The sequence below is a fragment of the Phocaeicola sartorii JCM 17136 = DSM 21941 genome, assembly GCF_054653615.1.
On the sequence record NZ_BAAIFW010000006.1, the window covers coordinates 192,700 to 214,564 of the forward strand.

The following is a 21,865-nucleotide window of genomic DNA, read 5'->3' on the forward strand; positions in this document are numbered from 1 at the left end:
TTCCCAGTATCGGAACAGGCAGGTTTAGTATGGTACGGGTGTATATATAACGGACTAAACAGGACTGGTGCACTTTTCAACTATTTTTTTATCCCCAAAAAGAAAATGTTATGAACATCGAAGATGTGAAACAAATACCCATCGCAGACTATCTGCACAGTTTAGGTTACTCTCCTGTCAAACAGCAGGGTAACGGTTTATGGTACAAATCACCGTTAAGGGAGGAACACGAACCGTCTTTCAAGGTGAACACTGACCGCAACCTTTGGTATGACTTTGGCGCAGGCAAGGGCGGCAACCTCATCGCACTGGCAAAGGAACTCTATTGTTCAGACAGCTTGCCATACCTTTTAAACCGGATAGCGGAACAGACACCGCACATCCGTCCGGTCAGTTTTTCTTTTCCCCAGCGTAGGAAAGAACCGAGTTTCCAGCATTTGGAAGTCCGTGACCTTACCCATCCGGCATTGCTCCGTTACTTGCAGGGACGGGGTATCAATATCGAACTGGCAAAAAGAGAATGTAAGGAACTCCATTTTACCAATAACGGCAGACCGTTCTTCGCTATCGGTTTCCCGAACATGACAGGAGGTTATGAGGTGCGCAACTCTTTTTTCAAAGGCTGCATCGCCCCGAAAGACATCACCCATATACGGCAGCAGGGAGAGCCGAGAGAGAAATGTCTGGTGTTCGAGGGTTTCATGGACTACCTCTCTTTCCTTACGCTCCGTATGAGGAACTGTCCGACCATGCCCGACCTTGACAGGCAGGATTATGTCATTCTTAACTCTACCGCCAATGTGTCGAAAGCCCTTGACGTGATGTCCCTGTATGAACGCATCCACTGTATGCTTGACAATGACAAGGCTGGATATGAAGCGACACGGGATATCGAGTTGGAATACTCCTACCGTGTACGTGACTTCTCACACAATTACAGGGGATATTCGGACTTGAACGATTACCTGTGCGGCAGGAAGCAGGAACAGAAAAACGAAGCCAGCCAAGTGCAGGAAACGAAGCAGGAAACCGGACAACGTGCCGCCCCAAGACAAAAGAGAGGCAGGGGCATTTAATCCGGCAGGACTATCAACGGCTGGCGGTTTATTTGGAGAGCAAGGTTATGTTTCGGTAAACCGAAACTACCTTGCTTTGCTCACCGCAAAGAAAATTTCTCCCGTTGGTCGCAATTTTTAAGACACCATTCAAACGTAAAAAACCATGACGAGTATAAAGGACAAGCCGGGGGGACGTCCGGCAAAGAAACGGATAGAGAAGCAGCAACGGGTTGTCAGTACGAAACTGACCGAGTTGCAGTATTACGCCATCAGGAAGCGAGCCGGGGAAGCCGGGTTGCGTGTCAGTGAGTATGTAAGGCAGGCGGTTGTTTCGGCAGAGGTCATACCCCGGCTGAACAGGCAGGATGCGGACACCATCCGCAAGCTGGCAGGGGAAGCCAACAACATCAACCAGTTGGCGCACCGGGCGAATGCCGGAGGTTTCGCACTGGTGGCGGTGGAACTGGTGAAGCTCAAAAACAGGATTATTGGAATCATAAACCATTTGTCGGATGATTGGAAAAATAAAAAAGGGAAGCGGTTTTAAGGGCTGTGTGAACTATGTGCTCGGCAAGGAGCAGGCGGTTTTGCTTCATGCGGACGGGGTTCTGACTGAAAGCCGGGGTGATATAATCCGCAGCTTCTGTATGCAGACCGAGATGAATCCCGATTTGAAGAAGCCTGTCGGACATATTGCGTTAAGTTATTCGACAGTGGATACGCCCAAATTGACAGACGGGAAGATGGTACAGCTTGCGCAGGAGTATATGCGTGAAATGAAAATCACCGATACGCAGTATATCATCGTGCGTCATCAAGACCGGGAACATCCGCACGTGCATATCGTGTTCAACCGCATAGACAATAACGGCAAGACCATTTCGGACAGGAACGATATGTACCGTAACGAACAGGTATGCAAGAAGCTGAAAGCCAAACACGGGCTTTATTTCGCTGGTGGAAAAGAACAGGTAAAGCAGCACCGACTGAAAGAGCCGGACAAGTCGAAATACGAGATTTACACGGCTGTGAAGAACGAAATCGGGAAGTCCAAGAACTGGCGGCAGTTACAGGAGCGGTTAGCGGAAAAGGGTATTACTGTCCGGTTCAAGTACAAGGGGCAGACAAGCGAGATACAAGGTGTTTCCTTTTCCAAAGGCGAATACACGTTCAAGGGTTCGGAGATAGACCGTAATTTCAGTTTCTCCAAACTGGATAAGTGTTTCGGGGATGCAGGACTGAATACAATCGGAAATCAGCGGCAGGCAGCTTTTACATCCGTTCGGGAGCCATTGCCAACGCAGGGAAAGGCTGACAGTCCGTTGATAACTGGTTCGCCCGGTCTATTTTCCGCTTCTTCTCCCCCAGTGGATGAAGAACCTAATTTTAATTTGAGAAAGAAGAAGAAAAAGAAAAAACAACTTAAATTGTAAATACATGGAGGAAAATTTGATTTTAGAGGGGCTTCTCTCAATGGTTACGGAATTGAAAGAGAAGCAGGAAGCACAGGTAACGCCAGCCAGTCGGGAAGAAACTATCGAAAGGCTGAACGCAATCGAACAGGCATTGTCGGAACTGCACAATAATCCGGCTGTTCCCGAAAAGGAATTGCAGGCTATCCAAAGCCAACTTGCCGACATAAAGAATACGGAACAGGAGCAGCAGCAATCCATAGGAGAAGTGAGAAAATTTGTAACGGCTACCTACCGTTGTCTGAAAGAAATGCTGGATGTGTTGGATTCTTACCATAAGGAACACACAACAGAAAAAGCGGAAACCGAACCTGCATCGTTGTCCCGGAGGATAAGCGGTTTGTTACGCCCGAAACTTTTTGTTTTTTTGGCAGGGCTGGTTGTCTGTTTCGTTTCCTTGTTCCTGAATGTCCGTTTGGCTGGACGAATGCAGCAGTTGCAGGACAACGATATGAAATACCGCTACATTCTGATGAAAGGGGAAGCGGACGGGGGCTGCCTTGATTTGCTGGAAACGAATTTCAGTAGGGAACGGGATAACGCTTTCATCCAAAACTTGACTGATTCGGTGACGGATTTTGAATACCGCAGCAGGAAGCAGGCGGAAGCGTTGGAACGTGCAAGGCTGCTCAATGAACAAGCCGAGCGGTTGAAAAAGGAAGCCAACCGACTGGGCAAGCCATAAATCGGGAAAACAAAGGATACAAACTGTAAATGTTAAAGCCCACCCAATATATGGAGAAAAGTGCAGTGCATCTTCGTGGTGTATTGCACTTTTTCTATATTTGCGGATAGTCTAATTTGAAAAGCCCAAAATCCCCAATCCGCTGAATTGTTTGGATGATGATTAGGCAATGATTTAATTGTGAATAGGAACTGCACCTACGGGGGCGTTTGCTGAAGTAAATATACTTGACTGAAGACATTAGCAACAATCAAATCATTATCGTTATTATGGACATTTAAAGTAAAAAAGATATTCCTATAATGATTAAAGCAATAGATGCAAATATGTATCTATATCTTTTTGTAGAAAACATTGCTCCTATACAGGAGATAGATACAGCAAATTGCATACATTTCAAACTTAACTCTGTAGTCTTAAATATACACATAGACAAAAAAGATAATGCCAAAACAAATATTATAGCATTCAATATATATTTCAGTTTCATATTACTTTGATTTACATTGACCTTATTATCAGTAGCATATAAATTGCTCATCCTATCCCAATAACCAATCCTATACAAGAGAACAAGGTGAATCTCTTTTCCTTGTATTTCAGCACATAGACCAGCCCGATAATAGCACATAAAGGAATATTAGATGAATCTGCATTTTCCCTTTGTTTACAAGGTATTTATATGTTCTTTCATCCTTTCTTTGCTCAATTTGCGAATCTCACGGTTCTCTTTGTTTTGTTGTAGCATACATTTATGCAACTTAATGTTCCTATGATTCAGTTTAATCTATTTTCTCTAATTCAATCGTAGCTACTTTCTCTTTATCTGGACTAATTTCATTCTGTATAATGGTTATATGTTTTTGGGTATAGCTTTTGATAATCCAAGGGGCTCCACCCAAATATAAAGCATTGCTATTAAATGTGATATATTTCCCTTCTATTGTATAAGTAATATCAATTTCATCGTAACCTTCCCAATTTACTTTCCCTTTCTGAGTATCTACAAATTGCATACCGACCCCCATATTTTGTACTGTCCAAGCCTCACAATGCCCTGTTCCACGCCATGAAGTCTGATAAAGTGCTTCGGGGGTTAATTCATTTGTCTGTTCATTATCATCATCGCAGTTTATAAAACAGAATGTACAGAGGAATAGCATAAGTATTCCAAGAATTTCTTTTGTTTTCATATTCTCTTTTTTATTTTTTGTTTAACTCATTCAATCTTTATTTTGTTTCTTCGTTGAACCAACCAAAGATAAGACAAAGATAAAAAGAAGAATCCTTTGGCAGATTAAGATACTCTTGGAATATTGTTATGAATGTAAATTTCTAAACCTATGTTTATTTTTTGTTGTCAAGACTTTGCTTGCGTCTGATTCGGCTCATGTGTACGGGTGTAATTTTAAGGTAGGATGCTATTTCTTTTAGTGATACCATTTGAAGGATTGCAGGGCATTTTTTTAAAAGTTGGAGGTAACGCTCTTCCGGTGTGAATCTGAATAAATCCAAATAACGTGAATATGATTGGAAAAACATCTGTTCGGCTGCGATACGGGCTATCCGTTGGCTTTCTTTGTTCTCCTCGAATTTTTGCTGTAAGAATGCAGAAGAACAGATGTAAATCTCGCACGGGATTATTGCCTGTATATTCAATTCTGATTTCATGCCATATAAGCAAGTGGGGTAATCGCCTATAAATTCATTTGGAAAGGAAAAACCGACATTATACGGCTTGTTTTCTGTCCGGTTGGTACAACTGTATTTGACTACACCTGACAAGATAAACCCGAAGAAAGAACATACATCATCTTCATGGAGAATAAACTCATTCTTTTTATAATGTCGTAACTCTCCATGTTTTAGACACAATTCTTTAAAAAAATCTATGTCTATATTGCTCATATATGAATTAAATTCAGTCATCATTTACTTGTCATTGGTGCAAATGTATAAAAAATGCCTGAAATATGCTTGATAGTACTTAACTACATTGTTTAAATATTCAAAAAAGTATGTAACATAACATGTTTGTTATATTTTTAAGTTCAAAGGTTTAGTACGTTTCTTTGTCTGTATATCCAAAACGAACTAAACTTATTTAGACAGCAAATTATATATGCTGGCGAAAAAAGAAAAACAGAGTTTCTTTCTCTTTTTGCCAGTATCATGTCTATTTTTCACTGAAAAACGAGAGAAAACAGATATAAAAACATCTCCTACCACATTTACCCCTTAACAACAAATATCCTTTTCTGTTTTCTTATAATCACTCTATTTGTATGCAAATTGTATGCTTTAAAAATATTAATATTGATGTGTTTTATACCATAATTAACTGATATTCAGTATTAAATAAATAAATGTTGGTACGGATTAATCACCACCAACCGTAACAAATTTATCCTCGGACCGTCCGGCTCGGGCAAGTCATTTTTCACCAACCACATGGTGCGCCAATATTATGAACAGGGAACCCATGTGCTGCTGGTGGATACCGGCAACTCCTATCAGGGATTGTGCAACCTTATCCATGCGCGGACACACGGTGAGGACGGCATCTACTTCACCTATAAGGAAGAAGACCCGATAGCCTTCAATCCTTTCTATGTGGAGGACGGTGTGTTCGACATCGAAAAGAAGGAATCCATCAAGACGCTCATTCTCACTTTGTGGAAACGTGAAGACGAACCGCCCACGAGGGCCGAAGAGGTGGCGCTTTCCAATGCCGTGAACCTCTTTTTAGAAAGTATCCGCAAGGACAGAAGCATCAAACCTTCCTTCAATACTTTTTACGAGTTCATCCGTGACGAGTACCAGGACATTCTGAAGGAGAAGCGCACCCGCGAGAAGGATTTCGATGTATTCAACTTCCTGAACGTGCTTGAGCCTTACTACCGAGGCGGCGAGTATGACTACCTGCTCAATTCCGACAAACAGCTTGATTTGCTTGGTAAACGCTTCATTGTCTTTGAGTTAGATAATATCAAAGACAACAAGGTCTTGTTTCCGATTGTGACCATCATCATCATGGAAACCTTCATCAACAAGATGAGGAAATTGAAAGGTATCCGCAAGATGATATTGTTGGAAGAAGCCTGGAAAGCCATCAGCAAGGAGGGCATGGCGGAATATCTGAAGTATCTCTTTAAGACCGTCAGAAAGTTCTTTGGCGAGGCCGTCGTTATCACGCAGGAGGTCGAGGATATCATTTCGTCTCCGATTGTCAAGAGTACCATCATCAACAACAGCGACTGCAAGATTCTCCTTGACCAACGCAAGTACATGAACAAGTTCGATGAGATACAGGCGTTGCTCGGTCTGACCGACAAGGAACGTGCGCAAATTCTTTCCATCAACATGGCGAACAATCCTTCCCGAAAGTACAAGGAGGTCTGGATTGGTCTGGGCGGTACACAGTCGGCGGTATATGCCACCGAGGTGTCGCTTGAGGAATATGTGTGCTACACCACCGAGGAGACCGAAAAACTTGAACTCATGCGGCTTACGGAAAAACTGGGTGGTAATATCGAACTTGCCATCAAGCAGTTGGCGGAAAGCAAACAGGAGAAGAATATTTTATAAATCATCTAAAAATCACAAGTATGTATAGCGATTTGAAATCAGATCAGAGGAAACGCGATGAGGTCATCTCGTCCCTTTATTGGTCATTGATGCAGAATTGGGACATTCCGAAATCCATTTGTAACCATTACGGATTTACAGAGGATTACCGGCTGTTCCATCAACTTGAAGAGTTGGAGCCTGCCGAATACAAGCGGAAAAGAGAAACCGGTGAAGTTCCTGATATTCTGGAAGTGGATGCAAGGCTGACCCGCACAGTCGAAAAGGTCTTTGAGAGTTTGTGCGGTAAACCTCCTGCACCGTATCTCGACAAGATGAACGAGGAACTGGAGAAGTTGGGACAGATTGCCGCCTTGCCGGATTCTGTCCATGACATCCTCCATATCACTCCTGCCTTTCTCGTCAAGTACGGCATAGACAAAAATGCCTCTGCCACGGAACGCTCCTGCCAGGCGGAGAAAGCATATCGGGAACTGGATGCCAGGTTTGTGAAGATGACAGGACGCAGACCGTATGCCGATGAGCTTTTCGCTTCCCTCAGACAAAGGAAGGAAAAGACGCCGGAGGCGAAACGTCCGAAGCAGGTACACAAGCCGATTCTCCGTAACCCACCGTCCAAAGGGCGAAAGATGGGACTTTGAATTTCAACAGAATTTTATTCACCAATTAAAACAGTTACATTATGAAAAAGAAAATCCTCATGCTGTGTATGGGCTGTTTCTTCATCAGCCTTACAGCGAAAGCGCAATGGGTCGTGAGCGACCCCGGCAATCTTGCCCAGGGTATCATCAATGCCGCCAAGAATATCGTTCACACATCTTCCACCGCGAGCAATATGCTCAACAATTTTCAGGAGACCGTGAAGATTTATAAACAGGGCAAGGAGTATTACGACGGGCTTCGCAAGATCAAGAACCTTGTCCGTGACGCACGTAAGGTGCAGCAGACCATCCTCATGGTCGGCGACATCACGGACATCTATGTGAACAGTTTCGAGCGTATGCTCAGCGACCCTTATTTCACGCCGGAAGAGCTGAGTGCCATCGCGATCGGTTACACGAAGCTGCTGGAAGAGAGTGCACACCTGCTGAACGACCTGAAAACGGTGGTCAACGAGAACGGACTTTCGATGAACGACAAGGAGCGGATGGATATCATCGACCGCTGCTACACCGATATGCTGCAATATCGCAGCCTGGTGCAATATTACACCAACAAGAACATCGGCGTTTCCTACCTGCGTGCCAAGAAACGGAACGACCTGGACCGTGTGATGGCCCTTTACGGCTCACCGAATGAACGTTACTGGTAATCCCTAATCCGATTCGCTTATGGTATTGTTGGCAATAAATTTCGACAACCTGCATCAGATCCTGCAAAACCTCTACACGGATATGATGCCGCTCTGCTCGCAGATGACGGGTGTGGCGAAAGGACTCGCGGGGCTTGGTGCCCTGTTCTATGTGGCCTACCGGGTATGGCAGTCTCTGGCAAGGGCGGAGCCCGTGGATGTCTTTCCCCTTCTCCGTCCGTTTGCGTTGGGGTTATGTATCATGTTTTTCCCGACCATCGTGCTGGGCACGCTGAACAGTGTCATGTCGCCTATCGTGAAAGGTACACATTCAATACTGGAGGCACAGACCTTCGACATGAACGAGTACCGGGCGCAGAAGGACAGGCTGGAGTTCGAGGCGATGAAGCGCAATCCCGAGACGGCCTATCTGGTCGACAAGGAGTCCTTCGACAACAAACTGGACGAACTGGGGGTGATGGACGCGATAGAGGCCTGCGGAATGTATGTGGACCGGGCAATGTACAACATGAAGAAGGCGGTTCAGAATTTCTTCCGCGAACTGCTGGAACTCATGTTCAACGCGGCCGCCCTTGTCATCGACACGCTGCGGACGTTCTTCCTGATCGTGCTTTCGATACTGGGACCGATTTCGTTCGCCCTGTCCTGCTGGGACGGTTTCCAGGCCTCGCTCAGCCAATGGTTCGTCCGTTATATCAGCATTTACCTGTGGCTCCCGGTGAGTGACCTCTTCAGCAGTGTGCTGGCACGGATACAGGTGTTGATGCTCCAGCAGGACATCGAACAGCTTTCCGACCCGAACTTCATCCCGGACGGCTCCAACGGGGTTTACATCACTTTCCTGATTATCGGCATCATCGGATATTTCACCATCCCGACGGTGGCCAACTGGATCATCCAGGCAGGAGGCGGTGCCGGCAATTATGGCAAGAACGTGACCCAGACGGCATCCAAGACCGGTTCCGTGGTGGCAGGAGCCGGCGGTGCGGCGGTAGGCAACATCGCAGGAAGGCTTATCAAATAGTAATAACCATCTTAAAACGACATTGGAATGGAATTCAAATCATTAAAAAACATCGAGACCAGTTTCAGGCATTTGCGCCTGTTCGGTATCGTCTATCTCTGCGCGTGTACCCTGCTTGTGGGATATTCGGTGTGGAAGGCATACGGCTTTGCCGAGGCGCAGAGGCAGAAAATCTATGTGCTGGACGAGGGGAAGTCGCTCATGCTCGCCCTCTCGCAGGACCTGGAGCAGAACCGTCCCGTGGAGGCAAGGGAGCATGTCAGACGCTTCCATGAACTCTTTTTCTCGCTGGCTCCTGACAAGAGTGCGATTGAGGGCAACATCCAGCGTGCCATGTTCCTGAGCGACCGCTCCGCCTATGCCCATTACCGGGATCTGGCGGAACAGGGCTACTACAACCGGGTCATCTCCGGCAACATGAGTCAGCGCATCGGGATTGACAGCGTGAAATGCGACTTCAACAGCTACCCGTATGAGGTGGTGACGTATGCCCGCCTTTCCATCATCCGGGAGAAGAGCGTGACGGAGCGCAGCCTCGTCACGCGGGGCAGGCTGCTCAATTCCACCCGCAGCGACAACAATCCGCACGGCTTCATCCTCGAAGCCTTCCGTGTGGTGGAAAACAGGGACATCAGAGTATATGACCGTTAAATTTTGAATGTATGAAAAAGATGCTTGTAAAAATCAGGGACTTGGCCGAAGAAAAACTGCGCGGTGTCTGCGCCGGGTTGAGTCCAGAAAAGAGAGTGATAACCATCGTCGTGCTGACCGTCCTGTTCGCGCTTGGGAATTTCTACATGATTTTCCGCGCCATATACGACATTGGACGGGAGGATGCCAAACGTGAGGTCATCGAGATAACCCCGCTGGATATCCCGGACTTTATTCAGGCGGACACCCTTACGGACAGTAAAATCCGCGAGATGGAAGAGTTTTTTAACCAGTTCAACAAAGAAGACAATGAGTAACGATGCAAACAAATTGAGACAGAGGCAGGAAATCAGGAAATACCTGGTCTTTGCCGGAATGTTCCTCCTGTTTGTCGGCTGCATGTGGCTGATTTTCGCGCCGTCCAAGGAGGAACGGCAGAGGGAGGAAAGGAATGCTGGTTTCAATTCCGAACTTCCCGACCCGAGAGGGGCAGGTATCGAGGCGGACAAGATTGCCGCCTACGAGCAGGCGGACATGAAACGCAGGCAGGAAGAGAAGATGCGCACGCTGGAGGATTTCTCCGCGCTTGCCGATGAAAACAGGCAGAATGAAACAAGCAGTCCTGTCGTGGAAATACCGCAGGAGCGGGAATCCGAAAGTGCATCATCCTATCGTGGCAGTGGAAACCGCAGGAATGGGGCCATATCTTCGTCCACATCCGCCTATAACGATATCAACGCCACGCTCGGCAGTTTCTATGAGGCACCGAGAGAAGACCCAGAAAAGGAGGCATTGAAAGCCGAGGTGGAGCAGTTGAAGCAGGCTGCCGCGGTACAGCAACCCGCACAGATGACCTACGAGGAGCAGGTAGCATTGCTGGAAAAATCTTACGAACTGGCCGCCAAATATACGCCGGGCAAGGATGGCGCAGATACGGAAAAACGGGAAGAAACCGAACCTGCCGCCAACGGCAGGAAGGCAAGAGCCGTTCCCGTGGGACAGGTCTCCACACCGGTGGTGTCATCGCTTCCGCAACCCGTCAGTGATTCTGTACTGTTGGCACGGATGGCACAGACCGGACATGCTGGATTCCATACCGCCGTGGGAAAGACGGCTGACGGGCATACGAGGAATACCATCCGTGCCTGCGTGCATGGTGACCAGACCATAAGAAGCGGGCAGAGCGTTAGGTTAAGGCTTTTGGAACCGATGCGTGTCGGCAGGTATGTCCTTCCACGCAACTCCCTTGTCACGGGCGAGGGGCGCATACAAGGCGAAAGGCTCGGCATTGGAATCATACAGGTGGAGCACGACGGCATCATCATTCCCGTGGAGCTTGCCGTGTATGACAATGACGGACAGGAGGGCATCTTCATTCCCGGCTCGATGGAAGCGAATGCCGCCAAGGAGGTCGCGGCCAACTTGGGACAAAACCTCGGCACGAGCATATCCATCACCAACCAGTCAGCCGGAGACCAGCTGCTCTCCGAACTCGGCAGGGGTGCCATACAGGGAGTGTCGCAATACATATCCCGGAAGATGCGGGAGGAAAAAGTACACCTCAAATCCGGTTATACCCTGATGCTTTACCAGAACGATAATCAATAACCCATTAAAATTCACAAAGTATGAAAAAGATTTTTGTAATGTTTGCCCTCATGACGGGCGCAGTGAGTGCTTTTGCACAGAATGCAGCCGATTCTATATCGGCAGAAACAGGCAGAGTCACAATGACCAGGGAACTCTATCCCGGGCAGGAGGATGGCGACCTCTACCACGGTCTGACCCGGAAGCTCACCTTTGACAGGATGGTTCCCCCGTATGGGCTGGAAGTGACCTACGACAAGACCACGCACATCATCTTCCCCTCCGCTGTCCGCTATGTGGACCTCGGTTCCCCGAATCTTGTGGCGGGAAAGGCCGACGGTGCGGAGAATGTTATCCGCGTAAAGGCGGTGGTCAAGAATTTCCGTGACGAGACGAACATGTCGGTCATCACCGAAAGCGGCAGTTTCTACACGTTCAATGTCAAGTATGCGGACGAGCCGTTGTTGCTGAACATCGAGATGAAGGACTTCATCCATGACGGCAGCAAGGTGAACCGTCCGAACAACGCGCTTGACATATATCTAAAGGAACTGGGCAGTGAATCCCCAAAACTCGTGCAACTGATCAACAAGAGTATCCACAAAGAGAACAAACGCCATGTCAAGCACATCGGTAGCAAGGCTTTCGGCATCCAGTACCTCCTGCGCGGTATTTATACCCATAACGGGCTGCTCTATTTCCACACGCAGGTACGCAACCAGTCGAATGTGCCTTTCGAGGTGGATTTCGTGACGTTCAAGATTGTGGATAAGAAGGTGATGAAGCGTACAGCCATCCAGGAGCAGATTGTTTTCCCTCTCAGAGCTTACAACTATGCCACTCTGGTAGCTGGAAATAAGGACGAGCGTACCGTGTTCACCTTTGACAAGTTCACCATTCCTGCCGACAAGGTATTGGTCGTGGAACTGAACGAGAAAAGCGGCGGGCGTCACCAGTCGTTCACCGTGGAGAGCGAGGACATTGTAAGGGCGAAGGTCATCAACGAACTTAAAGTGAAGTAGCCATGCGTAAAGTCATCTGTATGTTAATAGCGGTCGTATCGCTTGCCCTGTTTTCAGGGCAGGCATACGCCCAACGCTGTCTCCCCGGCATGAAAGGCGTGGAGCTGCGGGGAGGGTTTGCGGAAGGTTCGAAATCTCCCTTGAACCATTATGCTGGATTCGCGGTATCGGGATATACCAAAAAAGCCAACCGCTGGGTTGTCGGTGCGGAATACCTGCTGAAGAATTACGAGTATCGGAACGTTTCCGTTCCGCGAGCACAGTTCACTGCCGAGGGCGGTTACTACCTGAAATTCCTGTCTGACCCTTCCAAGACACTGTTCCTTTCCATCGGCGGATCGGCTCTGGCCGGTTACGAAACCGTGAATTGGGGGAATAAGATATTGTATGATGGCTCGAAGTTGCTCGCCAAGGATGCCTTTATCTATGGCGGGGCGATAACACTGGAGCTTGAAACCTATGTCACGGACCGTATCGTGCTGCTTGCCAGCGTCCGGGAACGTGCCCTGTGGGGTGGTTCGCTGTCCGTGTACACCACACAATTCGGGCTGGGCGTGAAATTCATCATCAATTAAAACATCACGGCTTATGAACATAGAGGAAATAAGAATGATTCCCATCACGGAATTTCTGGCACGGATGGGACATGAACCGACAGCCCGGAAAGGGAACGAATGGTGGTATTCCGCCCCTTACCGGGAAGAACGGACACCGTCGTTCAGGGTGAATATCCTGAAAAATGTGTGGCAGGACTTCGGCATCGGGCGTGGCGGGGATATATTCTCCCTTGCAGGAGAATTTACAGGCAGCGGTGATTTCAAGGCACAGGCCGGATTCATTTCGGATGTGTTTGGCGGTATTACGCCCGAGACCGTTTTTCGTCCGAAGGAGGAGCGTACAGAATCCGCACCCGACGAGGGAAACTGTTTCGTGAAAGTGCGCTTCGGTCCGTTGTACAACAAAGTCTTGCTCAATTATCTGAAAGAGCGTGGCATTTGCAGCGATGTGGCATTGCCGAACTGTGAGGAAGTCAGATATACCTTGCATGGCAAGCGGTACTTCTCCATCGGATTCAGGAACATCAGCGGCGGGTATGAGTTGCGCAGCCGCCTGTTCAAGGGCTGCATGTCACCGAAGGACATATCGCTCATCGACAACGGTTCGGACACCTGTAACCTTTTTGAGGGGTTCATCGACTATCTCTCATGGATGGTGCTCGGCTTGGGATGCGGCGATGACTACCTCGTGCTGAACTCTGTGGCGTTGTTGGAACGCTCGTATGGTTTCCTTGACAAGTACGACCGGGTCAATTGTTACCTGGACCGTGACGAGGCGGGGCGAAGGACACTGGAAGCCCTCCGCAAACGCTACGGCAACAAGATAGAGGACTGTTCCTCCCTGTACAAGGGATTCAAGGATTTGAACGAATACCTGCAACATTGGGAAGGAATTATTGAACAATAGAAGCAACAACCATTAAAATGACAATGAACATGAAAAAAAGAAATAAACAAAACGCGTTTGCCACTATTTTTTCGGCAATGCTTGCGACTGTAGTGGCAATAGCCCTGGTATCCTGTGACAATGAGCTGGATGTGCAGCAGGGATATCCCTTCACGGTGGAAACAATGCCCGTACCCAAACGTATCGTGAAAGGCGAGACCGTGGAAATACGGTGCGAACTCAAACGTGAAGGCCGGTTCTCCGATGCACGGTACACCGTCCGCTATTTCCAGCCTGACGGCAAAGGCTCGCTCCGCATGGACGACGGGATGGTGTTGCTGCCCAACGACCGTTATCCGCTTGACAGGGAGGTGTTCCGGCTGTACTACACTTCCGAGTGCGAGGACCAGCAGAGTATTGACATATATTTCGAGGACAACAGTGCCCCTGCACAATTATTCCTGCTTAGTTTTGATTTCAACAACGAGAAAAAGGATGACGCGGAAAATGATACGGGAGGAACCGGCAGAATTCCCCGAACCGGTGGGGAACTTGTGAAAAATCCTTTGGTGAACATTGAAACGGTTACGGTATGCGAGTGATTATAGCGGCTATATGCCTGATTTTGACATGCAACAACTTGGTGGCTCATCCACGTGAAGGTGACGGTTCGCCTCCCACTGTCACCCAAATTCCGGATTCGCTTTTTGAACAGGCGGTAGCCTGCATCAAGCGGTTCGAGGGGTGGCACGGAAACCATCTGCCCTATGTAGGTTGGGGTCACAAACTTTTGCCGGGAGAAAAGTTCAGACCGGATATGAGCAAGGCACAGGCGGATTCATTGCTCAGAGCGGATTTGAGGAAACTGTGCAGGATGTGCAGCCGTTTTGGAAAGGATGCCCTTTTAGTCGCCACCTTATCTTATAATGTAGGGTATTACCGTCTGGTCGGCTATGGCAAGATACCCAAGAGCAGGCTTATTCAAAAGCTGGAAACCGGAGACAGGGACATTTACAATGAGTATGTCTCATTCCGGTGCTACAAGGGGAAAGTGATTCCGAGCATCGAACGTAGAAGAAAAGTGGAATACAAATTGCTATACATACCTTGATTACAAAAGCCCTTTCTTGTATGAATCAAGAAAGGGCTTTTGTAATCATATACTTTTTTACTTCTTTAAAATGAGAATCATACAATACTAACATTTTTCAAATCCAAAATATCCGCCGTCGTGGTATTATCATAAAATAACACAATATTTTTCTTACCCGTAAGTGAACTTTTATATATGATTCCGTCAATATGTTTGCTATTCATGAATCTAATATATTCTGTGAATATCTGTGTCGGAACATATTCTATTCCTGGATTCTTTGTAATGGGTTTAGTTATTTCAGAATGGAATTTCTTAAGAAATTTATATTCTCTGAAATATTGAGGCATCCAAAAAGATAATTCTTTAGGTATTTTGAACAAATCAACAACTACAAGTTCTTTTTTCAGAACGAATTCGCCTAAATCTATGACTGCACCCGAATCATAGTTTCTTATTTCTGCAACTGGTGTAGCCGAATCTAATGCACCATAGAACATAGAAATGCCTGTTGCACTCATTCTATTTTCTTTGGCGAACTCTGTCGGTGGCGCGGTCAAATCCTTGAACGATGTCCTTGGCTTTTTAGGGTTATCGTTAGGGCGTCCCCTAAAAATAGTAGTTCCTGAAGGAAGTATAATTGTTAAAATATTACCACAAAGCTGGTTTATTTCTGTCAGAATATCATCTTTCCATTCTTCCTGACGTATAAAATAAGGATCTTGGAAAAATGTATACCGTTTTTTATATTTCACCATTTTAACAAAATTATCCCATGCAAAGGACAGTTCTTCATCCAGATCCTCTTCAAAAACATCATTTTTTGTCAATTCATCGTAATTGAAACAGGAAGCAATATCTTCATTTAAGCTATCATCTGAAGTATAAAGATTATATTCATACATAAGATCCTGTACGCTTTCATATCTTTCTGCACTATTGGGTATAATATAGCATCCTGCGCGACTGAATCCCAGAATTTCCTCGTCCTCATCATCATAATATGAACTTGCCAAAGGCAAATTGGCTTCATCCAAAGGACATAGCCTTTGCGCAAGTTTACTTTTAACAAAATCCATAAAAACTTTCATTGAAAGCACTTTTTTATGGGTTTTCCCACAATAAGAACATTCTCCAGAATGTCCGCTGCTATTAATATAAGTTTGCAGATACGAATCCTTAAAATGGTTTGCGCAGACATTTTTATCCTCTTCAAATGAATGCATTAAACCATCTTCCTGCTCCATCATCATTGCTTTAACTCTTCCCATATCAGATTTGTTCAAATAATAATTGTTTCATCCAATTTGTAATTTGTCTATCATGAACAAATTGAATATCATTTATTTATAATGCAAATATAATAGATCATGTTGGATTAAGGTCTTTCTTTATCATCAAAAATGCAATTAATATGAATTATCGTATTGTTTTTCCGCATAGCCTTCTACCTCAGAATGGATTTCATGCTCCAATGCCGTGTATTTTTCCTTTTTCATCCGTAATTTTTACGGAACCGTACCAGCTGTTCATCTGTATTTTCATTAAAGAACAAGTTGTTTGTACGCTGGTATTGGATATAAAAGAAGAGGGAGAATCTTTCGGCACCGGACCGTCAGGTTCTCCCTTTTTTGTGGGTTCAATGGTATCCATCCGTTCAGCCTACCGGTATGGCTTCCACGATTTCCGCCTCTTCGGACAGGTGCGACAGTAATAGTTCCGCCATTGCACCATTCTGCGGAATCAGAGCCGGAAAGTCAGTCTTCCCGGGCTTGTATATCTCCGTGGCGATATTGTAGAGGTCCCAGGCAGTAATCTACCCCTTCGTCATGGCCAGTTTCAGCACCTCTTCCGTGAATACCGATATCTGCCCTTGGTTCAGGGGATAGGTCTCCACGGAGGATGACAGATTCTTGTCCGAACTGTCATGGGAAACACGCAGTGCCGTCAGCAGTCCTATGTACATATAGACCTCTTCCAAAGAGATGATTCTGCGTTTCAACCGCTGTATTCTCCCGATGTCCTCGTTCATGTTCACCTCGAAATTCGCCATCCAGCCGTCCACGGTGTCGAACAACTCTTCGGTAGTCACCTTCTTCTTCCCGTAATTGCACACGCTCCTTTCCGGAGAAAGGATGCACTGGTTATGGCAGATTTTCACACAAGGGCCTATGGCCGCCTGAACCCCGTCTTGATGATAAGCCACGACAAGCGTGGTCGTCAGCTCGTCGGTTTCCCAGTCCTTGATGCGGATGGTGGTGAAGATACGGCGGAGTATATGCGCTTCCACCGCCTTTTCCCCGTGGATTTGTTCCACTTGCGGGAGTATGCTCACGCCGGGTTGTGTCTTGTTCCGGTTCTGGGCGGCGAAGATTTCTTCCACCTCGTAGTCAAGGTTGTGCTTCTCGCAGATATCCATCATGCGTTGGATGACCTGGTAATGGTAGATGCCCTGTACCGGGTTGTTGTAGATGTCATTCTCCTTGTAGGTACGCTGTAATGTATCGAAGTCCATCACTTCGATTCCGTTCTGCTGGAAATCAAACTGCTGTTGTCTTTCCAATACTGCCAAATTTGCCATAATCTTGAAGTTTATGAAGTTAATACTATGTTGATATTGTCCCACTCAGGTATGTATCTGCCATCCGTGGAACGGTTCCAGTGTGACGGCAAAAGACCTGTCCGGTATTCCGTGATAAAGCAGGCCTCCCACGATGCCGATTCTTCCGTTGGGATAGCGTTGCGTGAAGCCGAACGAATACGGGGCATGGTCGTAGTAGAGCGATATTTCATTGGGATGGTCGGGATTCTTCTCCCAGCTTTCCAGCCTGTCCAGGCACTTCTGGAACGAGGTGTCGCCGATGGACTCGGCATAGCGCTTTACATTCTCGAAATGTTCTTCATTCAGGATTTTCATGACTTTTGCATTTTATCTGTTAAACACGTCCGGCTCCGGGAGCCGGTATTTTTATTTCTCGCCTGCCTGACTGTCCCGTGTCCGCATCCGGCAAGGTTTGGCGAAAGAAAATACCGCAGCAGCGGCGAGGATGATTTTCTTTCAGCCAACCCCGAAGGGACCTGACCTTGCAGGATACACAGGACACGGGGCTACCTTTGCAGGGTGGGAAATAAAATAATAGCCCCGTTGTTGCCTGTTTTGTCAGATACGATTCAATTTTTGCATGGATTCCATCTCAGAACGGATTTCATGTTCCAATGCCGTGTATTTTTCCTTTTTCATACGCAGTTTTTCACGGAACCCTACCAGCTGTTCATCTGTATTTTCATCAAAGAACAGGTTGTTTGTACGCTGGTATTGGATATACTCACGTTCTTTACGCTCCGCGATGGAGATTTGGGCTTTGGCTGCTGACAGTCTTGACAGTGAGGAGTTGAAATTGGTACGCAGTCCGGTACGTCTGTCATAATAACTATAATAGGTGTTGATTTGCCTTTTGGGGTATAGGCATTGCAACCGGGCTTCACGCCAGCGGACTACCCAACGGTAACGCTCGTGCAGTTCCCTCGGGAGGTCATAAGAATGAAGCCGGACAGGGTTGCCGGCATCATCCTTGCATTCGATGGAAATGAATACCCAGCGTTCAACCCGCAGTTCACGCTCGGCACGTGCCAGTTCCCTGGCATATTCCATCCAGTCGTCCATTCGTTCCTGTGCCATATCGAGAAAGGTCAGCTTTCGGTAACTGTTTCCAGAAATGTCAGGTAAGCGGCAATAGCCTTGTGGCAGCCGGAAAAATCTGGCGTGCGACAACCGCGCTTCTTGTAGAAACGAATGCTCCCGGACTTATTCAACCCGCATACATGACGGTTCAATGTCCCTTTGGTCCGTATATGGATTTCAAAGCCGTCTCGTTTGGTTATTTCAAGGAACATATTTGCCGGGATATATTCCCCGTTCAGAAATTTCAGTTTCTCCCCGTCCAGTTCCTGTTGCCACTTCACTTCCTCCTGTCTGCGCTTCTCTTCTTCCTGTTCTTTTTGCTCCAACCGTCTTTGTTCCTGCTTCTTTTGGTACGCTTCACGGGCTTGCAGCAAACGAGCTGTATCAAGTCCGAGCTCTTTAAAAACACGGATAGACAATAGGGTGACATGGTTCCCGTTTTCCGCATCCTGAAGTGTGTTCGCGATCCAGTTTTTGCAATACCCGACAAGTCTTTCTTTTTGTTCCTCCCTGCCAAGCGTTTCCCGGGAATACTGTCCGCAAGAGAAATAGACGTTCTCGACTTTGCAGACCACATGGAAATAATCATAGTTTTCATTCCCGTATTCATTCTTGTCCGATAACGAGAGATAGACGTTTTCCGCAAACGCTTCCAGCTCCATATAAGGAGCCACGACGGTATTCCCGTCAAACTTGTATTTCAATACTTTTGCTTTCATGACTCATTCTTTTTTTTGACTATTCGTATATACAATCGGTAGTGTTTCAATTGGTTTGTATTTGCTTTGCCTGCCATGCCTGATGCGCGATAACGACCTCTTTCCGTTCCTGTTCCAGCAAAGCCTCCGTCTCCGGGGTATATCCGAGGAATTGGATGTATCCGCCATTATACCCCGTGAGTCTGCACCGCATTCCGGCCTGTTCTAATTTGTCAATCCGCTTTTGCGCGGTTTTGGCACTTGAATACTCTTTCGGCCAGAAATAATGCTCGCCTTGTGAGCCGTAATGGTCTTCCCCGAGTATCATCTCGCCGATATGCCTCCTGTGTTCGATGAAACCGAACCGTGCCGTACCCAATGCCTGCCGCAGGGCCTTGTGCGCCGTGCCTTCGGGGTGCTTGAACACTTCCTGCTTCTCCTTTCCCTTGCAGGCGAGTTTCGGCAATTCCACCTTGTAAGGCTTCCGGTAACTGCCGATACCCAGTGTCAGGTAGAAATTGGTATGGAAATAGTCCGTCATGGCATCGCTGTCATCGAAGTTGTACGACATGACAAAGTCGCAGACATTCATCATCACCTCCTTCGCACGGTCTGTAAGGTCGGGATTCCGTTCTATGTTATAGTGGTTGATGGTGTCCTGCACCTTGCCGGATTCTTTGGTGAACGCCTCGAAATCCGCGCTCATCAGTTTGATATAAATGGAATGGTAGTTTTCCCTTCGGACTGAAAATTTGTATCTCGGATAGGTTTCCTTGAGCCATGTGCGTACCAGTTCCACAATCTCGGGAGCGTGTTGCCCTTTGTAATTACGACCTTTCCAACGGTATTCGTTATACACGTATTCGGTGTATTCCTTTGCAGAGGCCCCGGAATAGTCGTATTCGTAGCCGGTGGAGTTGGCGGACACAACCGTGGCATCCTTCCACACATCGAAGAGTTTTTCAAACTCAATGTTTACCTGTTGCATGACGGCTGTGTCACCACCCTTGTCCGGGTGGTGCTGCAATGCCAGACGGCGGTACTCTTTCTTCAAGTCCGCCAGACCATGTATGTTCTGAAAATAAGCCATAAATGTGAGTTTTTATGCCCCTGCGAGGCGGTTGATAAAATATTCCTGATAGTCGAGGTCGAGACCGAGATTGCTGCAAGCGAGTTCAATGTCGCCTTCCCTCAAATCATCCACATCCTGTAATTCGTGCAGGTATTGAAGTTCGGAATCCAGATACTCCTGCGCTTCTGTCTTGTCGCAACTGCATGAGTTGCAGATTAAGTCAATGATATTTTCTCCCATATTATTCATTGTTAGAGGTATGTTTGTTATAGACATTTCGCTTTCCGTCGTAATCCAGATTATACCACCATTTATCGGTAGCACCGGCAAATGTCTGTGAACTATTGTTGGAAAGATAATCCGTTTCTTTCAGTCCTGTAATGCCTTCCAAAGTCCTGATGTCATTGCCGGTCCACCAACTTTGCATTATCTGCTTGAATTCTTCCAACGAACAGAAGTCAACATTCTCCTCACATTCTTCACACCATTTGCCATCACAATCATGTGCCGTATCGCAGATATACATTTCTGTATTCGCATCTATCCAGGCCTGTGTCTCCACTTGCTTTGAACCGCATTCAGCACATACCCAAATTTTAGAATCATCCGGTTCTTTCCTGAAAGCCTTGCCGTCATAGAGCGATACGGCACGTTCCGCTAACAGTTTTTGGTTATTCTCTGACAATTCGGAATAAAATCGTTCCGCCGCACCATAGATGGACTTTTCGGCCTGTGCGTTCCATTTCTCCCAGAAATGCTTGTACATTCCACCGAACACGACCTTACATTCCTCTTTGCTCCAAGCGTTCCACATATAGTAGAAGAAGCTGGAGACAGCATTTTCAGCATGGTATTTCATGATTTTTTAGTTTCAGGTTCAACATTTTCTTTGCCTTCCAATTGCCTCCATACGGTATCATACATTTCGTGGAGCCAGTCGATGTTCCTTGCGCCGAGTTCAAACGGGCTGTGACATTCCACTTCATAACCGCCTTCCTTCTCTTCGGCAATAACCGTCAGACTGCTGTCTGTCACATGAAGCCCTGTCACTCGACACTCGTATGGATCACCGTTTTTGTCGAACCATATCACCCAAACCGGATCGCTCTCCTCTTTTGGAAACCGTATCTCGTCCATGCAGTGGGAATGGAGCAGCTGCCGTATCTCGTTTATTATGTCCTCTCGCAGTTCCTCGATCCTCCCGCTAAAATAAATGGATGCCGAAGACTCGTTTCCGTTTCTCTGAGTCACGGAAAGCAACTGCATGTCAGGATGAACCCCGAAATTCCAGTCCACATCTTCATCATCGAGGATCGTGTGGATATTACCGCCCAGAACCAGCCCGCACTCCTCAGACACCATTTGTATTGCTTCCTCTTGGTCTTCAGCCACGACCGTGTAAGTGCCCTCGAAGGCATACCTTACTCTTACATCATACTTTGCCATAATTTTCGTTATTTGATTGTTTATAACTGATT

General features: G+C 46.8%; 26 protein-coding genes and 2 pseudogenes. 17 read left to right on the top strand and 11 right to left on the bottom strand.

Annotated elements, in window-relative coordinates; translation table 11 throughout:
- Positions 1–110: 110 nt before the first annotated feature.
- From ACYQ0C_RS17855 to ACYQ0C_RS17870, 4 genes are all read left to right on the top strand, one after another.
- The gene (locus ACYQ0C_RS17855; protein WP_007656447.1) at positions 111–1,076 is read left to right on the top strand and encodes a toprim domain-containing protein; all 966 of its coding nucleotides are present in this window, start codon (positions 111–113) and stop codon (positions 1,074–1,076) included.
- A 145-nt stretch (positions 1,077–1,221) separates the two neighbouring features.
- Positions 1,222–1,605, top strand: a complete 384-nt coding sequence (locus tag ACYQ0C_RS17860; protein WP_004315361.1) for a MobC family plasmid mobilization relaxosome protein — start codon at positions 1,222–1,224, stop codon at positions 1,603–1,605.
- Complete coding sequence (locus ACYQ0C_RS17865) at positions 1,571–2,491, top strand: relaxase/mobilization nuclease domain-containing protein (protein WP_025077264.1); 921 nt, start codon at positions 1,571–1,573, stop codon at positions 2,489–2,491. The genes ACYQ0C_RS17860 and ACYQ0C_RS17865 overlap by 35 nt, the downstream gene beginning before the upstream one ends.
- Positions 2,492–2,495: 4 nt before the next feature.
- Entirely contained in the window at positions 2,496–3,215 is a 720-nt protein-coding gene (locus ACYQ0C_RS17870; RefSeq protein ID WP_025077265.1) for a hypothetical protein, read from the top strand.
- Positions 3,216–3,997: 782 nt separating this feature from the next.
- Here ACYQ0C_RS17870 and ACYQ0C_RS17875 read toward each other — a convergent pair.
- Complete coding sequence (locus ACYQ0C_RS17875; RefSeq protein WP_007656455.1) at positions 3,998–4,408, bottom strand: hypothetical protein; 411 nt, start codon at positions 4,406–4,408, stop codon at positions 3,998–4,000.
- 154 nt (positions 4,409–4,562) lie between these two features.
- Positions 4,563–5,144 (bottom strand): Crp/Fnr family transcriptional regulator, encoded by a 582-nt coding sequence (locus ACYQ0C_RS17880; RefSeq protein WP_008645841.1) that lies wholly within the window; start codon positions 5,142–5,144, stop codon positions 4,563–4,565.
- Between the two features lie 459 nt (positions 5,145–5,603).
- Here ACYQ0C_RS17880 and ACYQ0C_RS17885 point away from each other — a divergent pair.
- From ACYQ0C_RS17885 to ACYQ0C_RS17940, 12 genes and pseudogenes are all read left to right on the top strand, one after another.
- A pseudogene (locus ACYQ0C_RS17885) lies at positions 5,604–6,803 on the top strand (TraG family conjugative transposon ATPase); the annotation flags it as partial.
- Between the two features lie 20 nt (positions 6,804–6,823).
- Complete coding sequence (locus tag ACYQ0C_RS17890) at positions 6,824–7,444, top strand: hypothetical protein (RefSeq protein WP_025076910.1); 621 nt, start codon at positions 6,824–6,826, stop codon at positions 7,442–7,444.
- A gap of 41 nt (positions 7,445–7,485) precedes the next feature.
- On the top strand, positions 7,486–8,115 hold the full coding sequence (locus ACYQ0C_RS17895) for a DUF4141 domain-containing protein (RefSeq protein WP_008766651.1): 630 nt from the start codon (positions 7,486–7,488) through the stop codon (positions 8,113–8,115).
- A 19-nt stretch (positions 8,116–8,134) separates the two neighbouring features.
- Complete coding sequence (traJ, locus tag ACYQ0C_RS17900) at positions 8,135–9,139, top strand: conjugative transposon protein TraJ (RefSeq protein WP_025076909.1); 1,005 nt, start codon at positions 8,135–8,137, stop codon at positions 9,137–9,139.
- A gap of 27 nt (positions 9,140–9,166) precedes the next feature.
- The gene (gene traK, locus ACYQ0C_RS17905) at positions 9,167–9,790 is read left to right on the top strand and encodes a conjugative transposon protein TraK (RefSeq protein ID WP_025076908.1); all 624 of its coding nucleotides are present in this window, start codon (positions 9,167–9,169) and stop codon (positions 9,788–9,790) included.
- 11 nt (positions 9,791–9,801) lie between these two features.
- Complete coding sequence (locus tag ACYQ0C_RS17910) at positions 9,802–10,107, top strand: TraL conjugative transposon family protein (RefSeq protein ID WP_022140287.1); 306 nt, start codon at positions 9,802–9,804, stop codon at positions 10,105–10,107.
- A complete protein-coding gene (traM, locus tag ACYQ0C_RS17915; RefSeq protein ID WP_257464010.1) occupies positions 10,100–11,398 on the top strand; it encodes a conjugative transposon protein TraM in 1,299 nt (432 codons plus the stop codon). Before ACYQ0C_RS17910 ends, traM begins: the two co-directional genes overlap by 8 nt.
- A 20-nt stretch (positions 11,399–11,418) precedes the next feature.
- Positions 11,419–12,399, top strand: a complete 981-nt coding sequence (traN, locus tag ACYQ0C_RS17920) for a conjugative transposon protein TraN (RefSeq protein WP_025076907.1) — start codon at positions 11,419–11,421, stop codon at positions 12,397–12,399.
- A gap of 2 nt (positions 12,400–12,401) precedes the next feature.
- The gene (locus tag ACYQ0C_RS17925; protein ID WP_025076906.1) at positions 12,402–12,974 is read left to right on the top strand and encodes a conjugal transfer protein TraO; all 573 of its coding nucleotides are present in this window, start codon (positions 12,402–12,404) and stop codon (positions 12,972–12,974) included.
- Positions 12,975–12,987: 13 nt separating this feature from the next.
- A complete protein-coding gene (locus tag ACYQ0C_RS17930; RefSeq protein WP_025076905.1) occupies positions 12,988–13,863 on the top strand; it encodes a toprim domain-containing protein in 876 nt (291 codons plus the stop codon).
- A 29-nt stretch (positions 13,864–13,892) separates the two neighbouring features.
- On the top strand, positions 13,893–14,444 hold the full coding sequence (locus ACYQ0C_RS17935) for a DUF3872 domain-containing protein (protein ID WP_257464013.1): 552 nt from the start codon (positions 13,893–13,895) through the stop codon (positions 14,442–14,444).
- A complete protein-coding gene (locus ACYQ0C_RS17940; RefSeq protein WP_257464014.1) occupies positions 14,435–14,953 on the top strand; it encodes a glycoside hydrolase family protein in 519 nt (172 codons plus the stop codon). The genes ACYQ0C_RS17935 and ACYQ0C_RS17940 overlap by 10 nt, the downstream gene beginning before the upstream one ends.
- 77 nt (positions 14,954–15,030) lie before the next feature.
- Here the strand turns inward: ACYQ0C_RS17940 and ACYQ0C_RS17945 are convergent, their stop codons facing one another.
- A complete protein-coding gene (locus tag ACYQ0C_RS17945; RefSeq protein ID WP_055300038.1) occupies positions 15,031–16,206 on the bottom strand; it encodes a HEPN-associated N-terminal domain-containing protein in 1,176 nt (391 codons plus the stop codon).
- 143 nt (positions 16,207–16,349) lie between these two features.
- Here ACYQ0C_RS17945 and ACYQ0C_RS17950 point away from each other — a divergent pair, with 143 nt between their 5' ends.
- Positions 16,350–16,649 (top strand): hypothetical protein, encoded by a 300-nt coding sequence (locus ACYQ0C_RS17950; RefSeq protein ID WP_185097793.1) that lies wholly within the window; start codon positions 16,350–16,352, stop codon positions 16,647–16,649.
- Here ACYQ0C_RS17950 and ACYQ0C_RS17955 read toward each other — a convergent pair.
- The 8 genes and pseudogenes from ACYQ0C_RS17955 to ACYQ0C_RS17990 all read right to left on the bottom strand — a co-directional run bounded on the left by ACYQ0C_RS17955 (position 16,593) and on the right by ACYQ0C_RS17990 (position 21,833).
- Positions 16,593–17,516 (bottom strand): annotated as a pseudogene (locus ACYQ0C_RS17955) (DUF932 domain-containing protein). The gene ACYQ0C_RS17950 and the pseudogene ACYQ0C_RS17955 overlap by 57 nt on opposite strands.
- Positions 17,517–17,561: 45 nt before the next feature.
- The gene (locus ACYQ0C_RS17960; RefSeq protein ID WP_025076902.1) at positions 17,562–17,852 is read right to left on the bottom strand and encodes a DUF4120 family protein; all 291 of its coding nucleotides are present in this window, start codon (positions 17,850–17,852) and stop codon (positions 17,562–17,564) included.
- Between the two features lie 243 nt (positions 17,853–18,095).
- Positions 18,096–18,614, bottom strand: coding sequence for a hypothetical protein (locus ACYQ0C_RS17965; protein WP_025076901.1), 519 nt, complete (start codon positions 18,612–18,614; stop codon positions 18,096–18,098).
- A gap of 11 nt (positions 18,615–18,625) precedes the next feature.
- The gene (locus ACYQ0C_RS17970) at positions 18,626–19,336 is read right to left on the bottom strand and encodes a hypothetical protein (protein ID WP_025076900.1); all 711 of its coding nucleotides are present in this window, start codon (positions 19,334–19,336) and stop codon (positions 18,626–18,628) included.
- Between the two features lie 46 nt (positions 19,337–19,382).
- Complete coding sequence (locus tag ACYQ0C_RS17975; RefSeq protein ID WP_025076899.1) at positions 19,383–20,405, bottom strand: LPD29 domain-containing protein; 1,023 nt, start codon at positions 20,403–20,405, stop codon at positions 19,383–19,385.
- Between the two features lie 12 nt (positions 20,406–20,417).
- The gene (locus ACYQ0C_RS17980) at positions 20,418–20,627 is read right to left on the bottom strand and encodes a hypothetical protein (protein WP_008766252.1); all 210 of its coding nucleotides are present in this window, start codon (positions 20,625–20,627) and stop codon (positions 20,418–20,420) included.
- A 1-nt stretch (position 20,628) separates the two neighbouring features.
- Positions 20,629–21,246, bottom strand: coding sequence for a hypothetical protein (locus tag ACYQ0C_RS17985; RefSeq protein WP_025076898.1), 618 nt, complete (start codon positions 21,244–21,246; stop codon positions 20,629–20,631).
- Complete coding sequence (locus ACYQ0C_RS17990) at positions 21,243–21,833, bottom strand: hypothetical protein (RefSeq protein WP_242357872.1); 591 nt, start codon at positions 21,831–21,833, stop codon at positions 21,243–21,245. The genes ACYQ0C_RS17985 and ACYQ0C_RS17990 overlap by 4 nt, the downstream gene beginning before the upstream one ends.
- Positions 21,834–21,865 lie beyond the last annotated feature (32 nt).

Coding starts and splice junctions, on each gene's coding strand:
- ACYQ0C_RS17990 (WP_242357872.1), bottom strand. CDS start 21,833: ATGGCAAAGTATGATGTAAGAGTAAGGTATGCCTTCGAGGGCACTTAC.
- ACYQ0C_RS17980 (WP_008766252.1), bottom strand. CDS start 20,627: ATGGGAGAAAATATCATTGACTTAATCTGCAACTCATGCAGTTGCGAC.
- traM (WP_257464010.1), top strand. CDS start 10,100: ATGAGTAACGATGCAAACAAATTGAGACAGAGGCAGGAAATCAGGAAA.
- ACYQ0C_RS17975 (WP_025076899.1), bottom strand. CDS start 20,405: ATGGCTTATTTTCAGAACATACATGGTCTGGCGGACTTGAAGAAAGAG.
- ACYQ0C_RS17860 (WP_004315361.1), top strand. CDS start 1,222: ATGACGAGTATAAAGGACAAGCCGGGGGGACGTCCGGCAAAGAAACGG.
- ACYQ0C_RS17855 (WP_007656447.1), top strand. CDS start 111: ATGAACATCGAAGATGTGAAACAAATACCCATCGCAGACTATCTGCAC.
- ACYQ0C_RS17935 (WP_257464013.1), top strand. CDS start 13,893: ATGAAAAAAAGAAATAAACAAAACGCGTTTGCCACTATTTTTTCGGCA.
- ACYQ0C_RS17960 (WP_025076902.1), bottom strand. CDS start 17,852: ATGAAAATCCTGAATGAAGAACATTTCGAGAATGTAAAGCGCTATGCC.
- traN (WP_025076907.1), top strand. CDS start 11,419: ATGAAAAAGATTTTTGTAATGTTTGCCCTCATGACGGGCGCAGTGAGT.
- ACYQ0C_RS17895 (WP_008766651.1), top strand. CDS start 7,486: ATGAAAAAGAAAATCCTCATGCTGTGTATGGGCTGTTTCTTCATCAGC.
- ACYQ0C_RS17880 (WP_008645841.1), bottom strand. CDS start 5,144: ATGACTGAATTTAATTCATATATGAGCAATATAGACATAGATTTTTTT.
- traK (WP_025076908.1), top strand. CDS start 9,167: ATGGAATTCAAATCATTAAAAAACATCGAGACCAGTTTCAGGCATTTG.
- ACYQ0C_RS17925 (WP_025076906.1), top strand. CDS start 12,402: ATGCGTAAAGTCATCTGTATGTTAATAGCGGTCGTATCGCTTGCCCTG.
- ACYQ0C_RS17910 (WP_022140287.1), top strand. CDS start 9,802: ATGAAAAAGATGCTTGTAAAAATCAGGGACTTGGCCGAAGAAAAACTG.
- ACYQ0C_RS17950 (WP_185097793.1), top strand. CDS start 16,350: ATGAATTATCGTATTGTTTTTCCGCATAGCCTTCTACCTCAGAATGGA.
- ACYQ0C_RS17965 (WP_025076901.1), bottom strand. CDS start 18,614: ATGGCACAGGAACGAATGGACGACTGGATGGAATATGCCAGGGAACTG.
- ACYQ0C_RS17940 (WP_257464014.1), top strand. CDS start 14,435: ATGCGAGTGATTATAGCGGCTATATGCCTGATTTTGACATGCAACAAC.
- ACYQ0C_RS17865 (WP_025077264.1), top strand. CDS start 1,571: ATGATTGGAAAAATAAAAAAGGGAAGCGGTTTTAAGGGCTGTGTGAAC.
- ACYQ0C_RS17890 (WP_025076910.1), top strand. CDS start 6,824: ATGTATAGCGATTTGAAATCAGATCAGAGGAAACGCGATGAGGTCATC.
- ACYQ0C_RS17985 (WP_025076898.1), bottom strand. CDS start 21,246: ATGAAATACCATGCTGAAAATGCTGTCTCCAGCTTCTTCTACTATATG.
- ACYQ0C_RS17945 (WP_055300038.1), bottom strand. CDS start 16,206: ATGGGAAGAGTTAAAGCAATGATGATGGAGCAGGAAGATGGTTTAATG.
- traJ (WP_025076909.1), top strand. CDS start 8,135: ATGGTATTGTTGGCAATAAATTTCGACAACCTGCATCAGATCCTGCAA.
- ACYQ0C_RS17870 (WP_025077265.1), top strand. CDS start 2,496: ATGGAGGAAAATTTGATTTTAGAGGGGCTTCTCTCAATGGTTACGGAA.
- ACYQ0C_RS17930 (WP_025076905.1), top strand. CDS start 12,988: ATGAACATAGAGGAAATAAGAATGATTCCCATCACGGAATTTCTGGCA.
- ACYQ0C_RS17970 (WP_025076900.1), bottom strand. CDS start 19,336: ATGAAAGCAAAAGTATTGAAATACAAGTTTGACGGGAATACCGTCGTG.
- ACYQ0C_RS17875 (WP_007656455.1), bottom strand. CDS start 4,408: ATGAAAACAAAAGAAATTCTTGGAATACTTATGCTATTCCTCTGTACA.